At 62.8% G+C, this 9,874-nt stretch carries 11 protein-coding genes and 1 pseudogene; 5 read left to right on the top strand and 7 right to left on the bottom strand.

Annotated elements, in window-relative coordinates; genetic code table 11:
* Positions 1-26: 26 nt before the first annotated feature.
* A complete protein-coding gene (locus ABIB06_RS15325; RefSeq protein WP_354049148.1) occupies positions 27-995 on the top strand; it encodes an NAD-dependent epimerase/dehydratase family protein in 969 nt (322 codons plus the stop codon).
* 4 nt (positions 996-999) lie between these two features.
* Here the strand turns inward: ABIB06_RS15325 and ABIB06_RS15320 are convergent, their stop codons facing one another.
* Positions 1,000-1,962, bottom strand: a complete 963-nt coding sequence (locus ABIB06_RS15320) for a D-2-hydroxyacid dehydrogenase family protein (protein WP_247347828.1) — start codon at positions 1,960-1,962, stop codon at positions 1,000-1,002.
* A 77-nt stretch (positions 1,963-2,039) separates the two neighbouring features.
* Positions 2,040-2,282 carry a hypothetical protein gene (locus tag ABIB06_RS15315; RefSeq protein WP_354049150.1) on the bottom strand — a complete coding sequence of 81 codons (243 nt, stop codon included), beginning with the start codon at positions 2,280-2,282 and terminating at the stop codon, positions 2,040-2,042.
* Positions 2,283-2,515: 233 nt separating this feature from the next.
* On the opposite strand from ABIB06_RS15315, the gene ettA reads away from it, so the two are divergent.
* Both ettA and ABIB06_RS15305 read left to right on the top strand, forming a co-directional pair.
* Entirely contained in the window at positions 2,516-4,165 is a 1,650-nt protein-coding gene (gene ettA, locus ABIB06_RS15310; protein WP_354049152.1) for an energy-dependent translational throttle protein EttA, read from the top strand.
* 7 nt (positions 4,166-4,172) lie between these two features.
* Positions 4,173-5,399, top strand: coding sequence for a lytic murein transglycosylase (locus ABIB06_RS15305; protein WP_354068913.1), 1,227 nt, complete (start codon positions 4,173-4,175; stop codon positions 5,397-5,399).
* A 91-nt stretch (positions 5,400-5,490) separates the two neighbouring features.
* Here ABIB06_RS15305 and ABIB06_RS15300 read toward each other — a convergent pair whose 3' ends face one another.
* On the bottom strand, positions 5,491-5,775 hold the full coding sequence (locus ABIB06_RS15300; RefSeq protein WP_247442699.1) for a hypothetical protein: 285 nt from the start codon (positions 5,773-5,775) through the stop codon (positions 5,491-5,493).
* Between the two features lie 211 nt (positions 5,776-5,986).
* Positions 5,987-6,325, bottom strand: a complete 339-nt coding sequence (locus ABIB06_RS15295) for a hypothetical protein (RefSeq protein WP_354049385.1) — start codon at positions 6,323-6,325, stop codon at positions 5,987-5,989.
* A 311-nt stretch (positions 6,326-6,636) separates the two neighbouring features.
* On the opposite strand from ABIB06_RS15295, the gene ABIB06_RS15290 reads away from it, so the two are divergent.
* Positions 6,637-6,909 carry a (2Fe-2S)-binding protein gene (locus ABIB06_RS15290; protein ID WP_354049156.1) on the top strand — a complete coding sequence of 91 codons (273 nt, stop codon included), beginning with the start codon at positions 6,637-6,639 and terminating at the stop codon, positions 6,907-6,909.
* Positions 6,910-7,041: 132 nt separating this feature from the next.
* Positions 7,042-7,530 carry a bacterioferritin gene (gene bfr, locus ABIB06_RS15285; RefSeq protein WP_247347820.1) on the top strand — a complete coding sequence of 163 codons (489 nt, stop codon included), beginning with the start codon at positions 7,042-7,044 and terminating at the stop codon, positions 7,528-7,530.
* 85 nt (positions 7,531-7,615) lie between these two features.
* Here bfr and ABIB06_RS15280 read toward each other — a convergent pair whose 3' ends face one another.
* The 3 genes and pseudogenes from ABIB06_RS15280 to ABIB06_RS15270 form a co-directional block, all read right to left on the bottom strand.
* Positions 7,616-8,218 (bottom strand): MSMEG_1061 family FMN-dependent PPOX-type flavoprotein, encoded by a 603-nt coding sequence (locus tag ABIB06_RS15280; RefSeq protein ID WP_247347819.1) that lies wholly within the window; start codon positions 8,216-8,218, stop codon positions 7,616-7,618.
* Between the two features lie 80 nt (positions 8,219-8,298).
* Positions 8,299-8,565: pseudogene (locus tag ABIB06_RS15275) on the bottom strand (hypothetical protein); the annotation flags it as partial.
* 110 nt (positions 8,566-8,675) lie between these two features.
* Entirely contained in the window at positions 8,676-9,767 is a 1,092-nt protein-coding gene (locus ABIB06_RS15270; RefSeq protein WP_354049159.1) for an alpha/beta fold hydrolase, read from the bottom strand.
* Positions 9,768-9,874 lie beyond the last annotated feature (107 nt).

The following is a 9,874-nucleotide window of genomic DNA, read 5'->3' as shown; positions in this document are numbered from 1 at the left end:
GATTGCAACGAATTGAGGAGCACAGGATGCGCATCTTTGTTGCGGGGGCGACCGGCGCGGTCGGTCGGTATCTTGTTCCATTGCTGGTCGCAGCAGGTCATTCCGTGATTGGCACGACACGGAATGCGGCAAAAGCAGATTTTGTGCGTCGATTGGGTACGGAGCCGGTCGTCGCCGACGGCCTCGATGCCGACAGCATGCGCGCCGCGGTGATCGCGGCGAAGCCCGACGCCGTCATCCACCAGATGACAGATCTCGCGGCCGCCACGGACCTCCGGCACTTCGATCGGGCTTTCGCGCGAACCAACGAGCTCCGCACCCGCGGAACCGACATTCTTCTCAACGCCGCACGCGAGGCCGGCGCCAAGCGCTTCATCGCGCAAAGCTTCTGCGGCTGGACCTTCAGTCGCGCCGGGGGAACGGTGAAGACCGAGATCGATGAACTCGACCCGCATCCCCCGCAAGAGCTGCGACGCACCCTTGAGGCAATCCGGTATCTGGAGCGAAGCGTCACCGCTTCAACGAAGCCGGGGGGCATCGTGCTGCGCTATGGATTCTTCTATGGACCTGGCACCGGCACGCTCTCGCCAGCGATGATCGACCAGCTGCGCCACCGGCGTGTGCCGGTGATCGGCGATGGCGGCGGCACGTGGTCGTTCATTCACACCGAAGATGCCGCCTCTGCCACGCTTGCCGCGATTGAAGGCGGACGCGTTGGCGGCATCTACAACATCGTCGACGATCATCCGGCGCAGGTGAGGGATTGGTTGCCCGCGCTGGCCGAGCTGCTTGGTGCCAAGCCGCCGCGTCACATTCCCGCCTGGCTCGGGCGCCTGCTTGCGGGCCAGCATATGGTTGCGATGATGACAGAGGTGCGCGGAGCATCCAACGACAAGGCAAAGCGCGAGCTCGGCTGGCTGCCGGCGCATGCCTCCTGGCGCGACGGCTTTGCCGATGCGGCAAGGCAGCCCACCAGCCACCGCGCGGCAGCCTGAGGCTTCAGGCCAGCTTCCGCGGCAGCTCACCGCCCTTGGTGAAGGCGTCAATCGCGTCGACCATCTGGCCGTAATGGATGCGCAAGCCGTCCTCTGTGGCGTAGCCGAGATGCGGCGTCAGCACGAGATTGTCGAGCTTGCGGAACGGATGGTCCGTCGGCAGCGGCTCGACCGAAAACACGTCGATGCCGGCGCCTGCAATCCGCTTCTGCTGCAACGCCTCGAGCAGCGCCTGCTCGTCCACGATCGGCCCGCGCGCGGTGTTGACGAGGAAGGCTGTCGGCTTCATTCGCGCAAGATCGGCAGCTCCGACCAGCCCGCGCGAACGCTCGCTCAGCACCACATGGATGGTGATGATATCGGCCTTGGCGAACAGCTCTTCCTTGGTGGCATAGCCGACGCCGGCGTCCTTGCACTTCTCCGGCGTCAGGTTCGGGCTCCAGGCGATCACGTTCATGCCGAACGCTTTCGCGATACCCGCCATCTTGCTGCCGAGCTTGCCGAGCCCGATGACGCCGAGCGTCAGCCCCTCGATCTCGACGCCGGCAAAGGTCTGCCAGGGCTCGCCCGCATGCATGCGCGCGTTCTCGCGGCCGATGCCGCGGGTCAGTTCCAGGATCAGGCCCATGGTCAAGGGCGCGGTCGGATCGCGCGAATATTGCGTGCCGCCGATCGTAACGCCACCCGCCTTCGCGGCCTCCATGTCGATCGAGGCGTTGCGCATGCCTGATGTCAGCAGCAGCTTCAGCTTCGGCAAGCTCTCGAACAAGCTCTTCGGAAACGCCGTGCGCTCGCGCATGGCGCAGACGATCTCGAAATCGGCGAGCGCGCTGGCCGCAGCCTGTTCGGAAGCGAAGGGATGGCTGAAGACGGTGACGTCGACGCGGTCGGACAGCCTTTGCCAGTCGGCGACATCGAGGGAGAGGTTGAAATAGTCGTCGAGAATTGCACAGCGCAACCGCGTCATCAGCGTTCATCCATGGGTGAGGTGGAACCGGGCCATGGTTGCGCGCAATCACGACCGTGCGCAAGCCGTTCGCGTCTTCAAAAATCTGATAGGTGATTAAGGCTCAGAGCTCGCGGAGGCTTGAGCCGGAACGGCGCATTCATGCCATGTTTGGCCCGCCAGGCGGGGCCGGGGCCGCGCATGTAATGCAGTTCGGGCCTGTAGGGGTTGAAAGCGGTGGCGAAGAAACGTTTCCAGAAGCCCTTGATCTCCGAGACGAACACGGACGCATTCCCGGAGTCTACCGGAACGGGAAGAGAATTGGTCTCGATCACGGCCATGACGCTGTCTCGCTGTGCTCCCGTTCATTTCTGAGCGGGTGGCGCTGTTTCCGCGCGAAACCGAGCTTTGGCCTGATTTATTAAAAGATAGTTTCAATTGTCCGGATCCAGGTCCGGATGGTGTCCGACCCGTATTGATCCGTGGTGAACGGAGGGAAAACATTGCCCTTTGAGGGCGGGATCGCTACATCGGCGGCAAGCAAATTTCCTCAAATCGAAGGTTTTCGGGACCGATGGCGCGCCAGTTCATCTACTTTATGCAGGGCCTGACCAAGAGCTACCCGACCCGCAAGGTGCTCGATAACATCCATTTGTCGTTCTACCCGGACGCCAAAATCGGCGTCCTCGGTGTCAACGGCTCGGGCAAGTCGACGCTGCTCAAGATCATGGCCGGCCTCGACAAGGAGTACAACGGCGAGGCCTGGGTCGCCCAGGGCGCCCGCGTCGGCTATCTCGAACAGGAGCCGCATCTCGATCCGACACTCAGCGTGCGCGAGAACGTCATGCTGGGCGTCGCCAAGCAGAAGGCCATCCTCGATCGCTACAATGAGCTGGCGATGAATTATTCCGAGGAGACCGCGGACGAGATGACCAAGCTGCAGGACGAGATCGAGGCCCAGGGCCTCTGGGATCTCGACAGCAAGGTCGACCAGGCCATGGACGCGCTGCGCTGCCCGCCCGACGATGCCGACGTCTCGAAACTCTCCGGCGGCGAGCGCCGCCGCGTCGCGCTGTGCAAGCTGCTGCTCGACCAGCCCGAGCTCCTGCTGCTCGACGAACCGACCAACCATCTCGACGCAGAATCCGTGTCGTGGCTGGAAGGGCATTTGCGCAACTATCCCGGCGCGATCCTGATCGTCACCCATGATCGCTACTTCCTCGACAACGTCACGAGTTGGATCCTCGAGCTCGATCGCGGCAAGGGCATCCCCTACGAGGGCAATTATTCGTCCTGGCTGCAGCAGAAGCAGAAGCGGCTCGAGCAGGAGGGCCGCGAGGACGCTGCTCATCAGAAGACGCTGGCCCGCGAGCAGGAATGGATCGCGTCCTCGCCGAAAGCCCGCCAGGCCAAATCCAAGGCGCGCTACCAGCGCTATGACGAACTGCTGAAACAGGCGAGCGAAAAGCAGATCCAGACCGCGCAGATCACGATTCCTGTGGCCGAGCGACTCGGTCAGAACGTGGTCGACTTCGAAGGGCTCAGCAAAGGTTTCGGCGATCGCATGCTGATCGACGATCTCACTTTCAAGCTGCCGCCCGGCGGTATCGTCGGCGTGATCGGCGCCAACGGCGCCGGCAAGACTACGCTGTTCAGGATGATCACCAAGCAGGAAGAGCCGGACAAGGGCACCATCACGGTCGGCGAGAGCGTTCATCTCGGTTACGTCGACCAGTCCCGCGACGCGCTCGATGGCAGCAAGAACGTGTGGGAGGAGATCTCCGGCGGCAATGAACTGATCCTGCTCGGCAAGAGGGAAGTCAATTCACGCGGCTATTGCTCTTCGTTTAACTTCAAGGGCGCCGATCAGCAGAAGAAGGTCGGCGCGCTCTCAGGCGGTGAACGCAACCGCGTGCATCTTGCGAAAATGCTGAAATCCGGCTCGAACGTGCTGCTGCTCGACGAACCGACCAATGATCTCGACGTCGACACGCTGCGCGCGCTCGAAGAAGCCCTGGAGGATTTCGCCGGCTGCGCCGTCATCATCAGCCATGATCGCTGGTTCCTCGACCGCATCGCGACCCACATCCTGGCCTTCGAAGGCGACAGTCACGTCGAATGGTTCGAGGGCAACTTCCAGGATTACGAAAAGGACAAGATGCGCCGGCTCGGCCAGGACAGCATCATCCCGCATCGCGTGAAGTACAAGAAGCTGACGCGGTGATTTCGGTATGATGCGGCGGGCGCTCATAGCTGCGGTGATCACCATCACCTGTAGCCTGCCGCCCGCCCGCGCCGCCGACGCCGCCTTCACGCAGTTCATCGCCTCGCTCTGGCCGGAAGCGCAGGCCGCCGGCGTGTCGCGCGCGACGTTCGAGCGAGAGACGCGCGGGCTCGAACCTGACTACAAGCTGCCCGATCTGATCCTGCCGGGACGGCCCGCAACGGGGGCGCCGTCGCAGGCCGAGTTCGTGCAGGTGCCGGCCGACTACGTCAGGGAAGCCTCGATCGCGCGGCTCGCGGGCGAGGGGCAGCTTCTGCTGCAAAAATATCGGCCGGCGCTGACCGAGATCGAGAAAAACTCCGGCGTGCCCGCCACCGTTATGCTGGCAATCTGGGGCCGCGAGACCGACTATGGCCGCTACACGCTGCCTTACGATCTCGTGCGCGTGCTGGCGACGCAGGCCTATGTCGGCCGCCGCAAGGACACCTATCGCAACGAGTTCATCCTCTCGCTGAAAATCCTCGGCGACGGCGTTGTGACACGCAAGGACATGCGCTCGTCCTGGGCCGGCGCCACGGGCCTCACGCAATTCCTGCCGTCCGAATATTACAAGCACGGCGTCGATTTCGACCGTGACGGCCGCATCGACATCTGGCACTCGGTGTTGGATGCGCTCGCATCCGCCGCGCAGCAGCTTGTCAACAAGGGTTGGCAGAGCGGCGTGCGCTGGGCTTACGAAGTGCAGGCGCCTGCCAAGGTCGATTGCACCAGCGGTGTGCCCGAGGTGACGAAGCCGATCGGCCAGTGGCTGCGCGAAGGCTTTGTGCCGGTGCGGGGACAAAAGCTCAGTGCCGCCGAGCAGACACAGCCGGCCTCGCTGCTGCAACCGGAAGGCATCTACGGCCCGTCCTTCCTGACCACGAAGAACTACTTCGTCATCAAGGAATACAATTTCTCCGATCTCTACGTGCTGTTCGTCGGCCATCTCAGCGACCGCATGACGAGCCCGCAACCGTTCGCGACGCCGTGGTCGGCCTCGAAGCAATTGCGTACCAAGGACGTCGAGACGATGCAGCGCGGGCTGACGCGCGTCGGGCTCTACAAGGACAAGATCGACGGCAAGGCCGGCATGCAGACGCGCGCCGCGCTCGGTGCTTACCAAAAGTCCGCAGGCCTCAAGGTCGATTGCTGGCCGAGCGAAGAGGTGCTGCGCTCGATTCAGGCGGCGCGATAGCGGGTCTCGGTCCTCTGGCCCAAAGAAAAAGCCCGGCCGAGATGCTCGGCCGGGCTTTGATCGCGGCGCTTATGAGCGCCATGCGATCAGATCAGTAGCAAACGCGAACCGGGCGGACGGCCCAGCCGTAGCCGTCCCAATAACGCTGACGCTGCCAGTAGCAGGGCGGGGGCGGCGGGCCGGGCTCGGCCACGTATACCGGACCGCCATAGGCCGGACGGCTCGACGCGATGGCACCGCCGACGATGGCGCCGCCGATCAGGCCGGCTGCGATGCCGACGCCGACGCCGTCACGGGCCTGAGCCGACGGAGTGGCAGTCACCAGCGAACCGGCGATCGTCGCAACCGCGAGGGCGGCAACTAAAGTCTTCTTCATGCTCTTGGCTCTCCTGAGAGATGGACGCACCTTGTTAGGAGCGTCCGGGGTTCAAAGGTTCACGCAGACTCTGATGGAATTGGCCTTGCAGCTAGGAAGCGCGCAAATGGTCAATCCGCGGTAAACGCACACGGAGCTGTGACGAGAAAAAGCGGTCTTTTTCAGGCCCCGAGATGAACGGCGCATCCGGAATGAAACGGCTTGGCGCGACTCAGCCACAGACTCTGACGCGGCGGGCGCGCCACGCATAACCGTCCCAGAAGCGCTGCTTCTGCCAGACGCAGCCGTTGCCGTAATAGTCGTCGGCGACATAGCCAGGACCCGGCGCGTAATAGCGGGGCGGGTAGTAACCGGGGCCGTAGCCCGGACCATATCCGTAACCCGGGCCAGGTCCGTAATTATACGGGGAGGCCAATGCGCCGCCAACAATGGCACCGCCGATGATTCCGGCTGCCACGCCCGCAGCAACGCCGCGCTGCGCATGGGCGGGTGTACCGGCCGTCAGGGCCAGGGTGGCGACGGCAGCAACTGCAAGGAACGACTTCTTCATTGGCTTGGGCCTTTCGAACAAACACGCGGAACTCTTTGGGGCAAGGTTCCATACTTCGGTTGAATGATCAATGAACGGCACCTCGCCGGGGGCGACGGATTGCGGAGGCGGAGGCGGAGGCGATGGTGGTGGAGGGGGCGGGGCGACTAGATCCGCCGCGAAATTGATCCAGCGCAACACCCTATTTTAGAGCCGTTCTAGGCTGTTTCCGCGCCAGTTTGGAATAGCTTCAAATACCGCTTTTTCCTTTTGCATCCGAACGGCCTCTTAAATATCGATGATGGCGCATCACCGAAGGGCCTGCTGCTTCCATGATCGTTTGTTCCTGTAACGTGCTAAGCGATGACGACATCCGCGCCGCCGTCGCCGAGTCCGACGACGCCGTGCGCCATGCCAAGCAGGTTTATGGGTGTCTCGGCTGTAGCGCCGAATGCGGCCGCTGCGCGCGGACGATCAAGACCATCATCGACGAAGCGCTCGGCCCGTGTGCCAAGTCCTGCTGCTCCGGCTGCCCCCACAACCACACCGTGGCCGCCAACGACGAGACGGCCGGGCCCGCCCAGTTTGCCCTCGCGGCCTGCTGAAAACTTCCGCAACCTCGGCTGAGCTTTATCCCGGCTGCGTCCCCGTAGCCGGTTGCCCCCGTCCTTAAACTCATTTAGAAGCATTCTAAATTCGGTGCAGAGCCGATTTGGACGCAAGATCTGGAGTGCATCATGCAGGGCGACGCAAAAGTTATCGACTATCTCAACAAGGCACTGCGTCACGAGCTGACTGCTATCAACCAGTACTGGCTCCACTATCGCTTCCTCGACAATTGGGGGCTGCGGGACATGGCCAAGGTCTGGCGCAAGGAGTCCATCGAGGAGATGGAGCACGCCGACAAGCTCACCGAGCGCATCCTGTTCTTCGACGGCTTTCCGAACATGCAGGTGCTCGATCCCTTGCGCATCGGCCAGAACGTCAAGGAGATCATCGATTGCGATCTCGCCGCCGAGATGAGCGCGCGCGCGCTCTATCAGGAAGCGGCAACCTATTGCCACAGCGTCAAGGACTACGTCACGCGTGACCTGTTCGAGAAGCTGATGAGCGACGAGGAGCACCACATCGACTTCCTCGAGACCCAGCTGGATTTGATCGGCCGCATCGGCCTCGAACTCTACACCCAGAAGCACGTCGGCGGGCTCGAGGGCGAGGGGCATTAGTCAGCGCGTTAGCGCTGCCACAAAACTTCGTGTCGGCCTGGTTCGCAATTGCGCGCCAGGCCGGGGCGACAGTTTAGGACGCCAACTACAACTGCGTCTTGTAGAGCTCTTCCACGATCTCCTGACTCTGCGGCTCACCAAGGCCGGTCTGCTCATGGACCACCTCGACGATGCTCGGCATCACCGAGCGCGGCACCTTCTCGGACGACCACAGCTTCGAGCGCATCAGTGCCTTGCCGCAGTGGAAATAGACTTCGCTGACGGCGACGTTCAGCACCGCGCGCGGCGGCTTGCCGAATTCCACCATCGAGGCGAGCAGGTCCGGATCGGCGGACAGTGTGCCGCGGCCGCCGACGCGCAGCGTCTCGTCGATGCCGGGGACGAAGAACAACAGATGCACGAAGCCCGACCCCTCGACGACGTTCCGAAAACTGTCGATGCGGTTGTTGCCGGAGCGATCAGGCATCAGCAGCTGGTTGGGGCCGGCGACGTGGACGAAGCCAACGCCGCCGCCGCGTGGTGAGGCATCGACGCTGCCGTCCACGCCCGATGTCGCGAGCACGCAGAACGGCGACATCTCGATGAATTTCTTCGCGTGCGTATCGATCGCGGGGCGCGCTTTCGCGATCACGCGCGGGCTCGGCTGGGCATAGATGGTGGCGAGGTCTTCGGCGCAAAGATCAGTCAACGGCGTGCCTCCGCTTCAGCTTCGCGTCAAACTATCGGATTGGACCATTTCCAGGCAATGAAATTCGGGTCTGCCGTCTGCTACACCGCATCTGCCGGCACGAAGCAGCTGATGATGATGGCGCCGCGGTGGTGGACGTACCACACCACGGCCTGGCCGACCGGATTGCCGCGGTCGTGGATGATGGCGCGCTCGGGCACCTGCATCCATTGTCCCTTGATCGGCAACCAATAGGCGCCGCTGCGCACGTCGTAGTCGGTACGATGGCCGTCGAAGATGTCGCAGCAGGGCACGCCGTTCGGTGCAATCACGCTCTTGAACCAGGCGCGGATGTCGGGCGGGACGTGCAATTGTCCCGCGCGCCGATTCGTATCGTTGACCCGATTAAGCCCGAGCTGTCAGCACATTGCATGCTCAAATAATATGCGGCGTCTATGGCTGTTGATGCGATGCAAAATCAGCGGCGCACCGATTCAGTCGTTTGCTGCGGCACAGCTTGCAGCAATTGCCGGACCTGCTCGCTGTAGAATTTTGCGTTGCCCGTGGTGCCGTGGCCGCGCGTCTCGGTGCTCCCTGGAATCAGGTAGAGACGCCCATTCTTGACCCGCTTCATCGCAGCGTCCGTGATACCGGTCTCGGGCGGGTTGCGCTCGTCGTCGGCAGAATTGATCAGCAGCAGCGAGGCCTCGATCTGCTCCAGCTTCTCGCCGGCATTGTAATCATGCGAGGACTCCCACTGGTAGAGGAAGTCGTTGGCATCTGCCGTGATCGGCATGGCCAGCCGATCGTCGACGATCTTGTCGGCCTTGGCTGCCGTCGGCGCTTGCGATTGATAGGCCAGCGTGCCGCCAATGCTCGCGATGCCGTAGGCGGCGATCGCGTATTTCATCATGCGCGGCTGGCCGGTATAGCTGCCGCCATTGTAGTCGGGATCGCTGCGGATGGTGTCGAGCATGATCCGCCGCAGCATCCAGTTGCGCGACGCCATCTCGGTCGGCTGCGAGGCCATCGGCACCAGCGCGTCCATCGCCTTCGGATATTTCTCGCCCCACATCCAGGTCTGCATGCCGCCCATCGAATTACCGATGACGAGCCGCAGGTGCTTGACCCCGAGCCCTTCCGTCACCAGGCGATACTGCGCCTCGACCATGTCGTCGTAATCGTATTTCGGAAAGCTCGTCTTCATCCCGTCGGACGGTTTTGACGATTTGCCATGGCCGATATTGTCGGGGATGATGATGTAATATTTGGAGGCGTCGAGTGGCTGCCCCGCGCCGAACAGCTCGCCGGCAAAGGCGGGCGACAGCATGCTCGCGCCCGAGCCGCCGGTGCCGTGCAGCACCAGCACCGGCTGGCCCGAGGGCTCGCCGACGGTGGTGTAGTGCAGCTTCAGCTCCGGCATGGTCTCGCCGGTGTGGAACTTGAAATCCCTGGCGATCCAGTCGCCCTGCTTCGGCGCCGGATAATCGGCCGCCAATGCGGATGTCGAGATGGCCGACAACGAGACGGACAACAGGATGGCTGACAGCGCCGCGCAAGAAGCTTTCATGTCGATTTCCCCATGCGGCTCATGGTCGGCGGCCGCGTTGCGGCGGAACTTAGCAGAACTGTCCGGAAGGATGTAGGATTTCGCTGTCGTCGATCGTCTTCAAGGGA

Source organism: Bradyrhizobium sp. LB8.2 (assembly GCF_040548035.1).
Classification (GTDB): Bacteria; Pseudomonadota; Alphaproteobacteria; order Rhizobiales; family Xanthobacteraceae; genus Bradyrhizobium.
The sequence above is the reverse complement of the archived record's forward strand: the minus strand, read 5'-3'. Positions and strand labels throughout refer to the sequence as shown.

Excerpts from the sequence above, each read along its gene's own strand:
- ABIB06_RS15325 (WP_354049148.1), top strand. The coding sequence starts at position 27 with ATGCGCATCTTTGTTGCGGGGGCGACCGGCGCGGTCGGTCGGTATCTT.
- ABIB06_RS15320 (WP_247347828.1), bottom strand. The coding sequence starts at position 1,962 with ATGACGCGGTTGCGCTGTGCAATTCTCGACGACTATTTCAACCTCTCC.
- ABIB06_RS15315 (WP_354049150.1), bottom strand. The coding sequence starts at position 2,282 with ATGGCCGTGATCGAGACCAATTCTCTTCCCGTTCCGGTAGACTCCGGG.
- ettA (WP_354049152.1), top strand. The coding sequence starts at position 2,516 with ATGGCGCGCCAGTTCATCTACTTTATGCAGGGCCTGACCAAGAGCTAC.
- ABIB06_RS15305 (WP_354068913.1), top strand. The coding sequence starts at position 4,173 with ATGATGCGGCGGGCGCTCATAGCTGCGGTGATCACCATCACCTGTAGC.
- ABIB06_RS15300 (WP_247442699.1), bottom strand. The coding sequence starts at position 5,775 with ATGAAGAAGACTTTAGTTGCCGCCCTCGCGGTTGCGACGATCGCCGGT.
- ABIB06_RS15295 (WP_354049385.1), bottom strand. The coding sequence starts at position 6,325 with ATGAAGAAGTCGTTCCTTGCAGTTGCTGCCGTCGCCACCCTGGCCCTG.
- ABIB06_RS15290 (WP_354049156.1), top strand. The coding sequence starts at position 6,637 with ATGATCGTTTGTTCCTGTAACGTGCTAAGCGATGACGACATCCGCGCC.
- bfr (WP_247347820.1), top strand. The coding sequence starts at position 7,042 with ATGCAGGGCGACGCAAAAGTTATCGACTATCTCAACAAGGCACTGCGT.
- ABIB06_RS15270 (WP_354049159.1), bottom strand. The coding sequence starts at position 9,767 with ATGAAAGCTTCTTGCGCGGCGCTGTCAGCCATCCTGTTGTCCGTCTCG.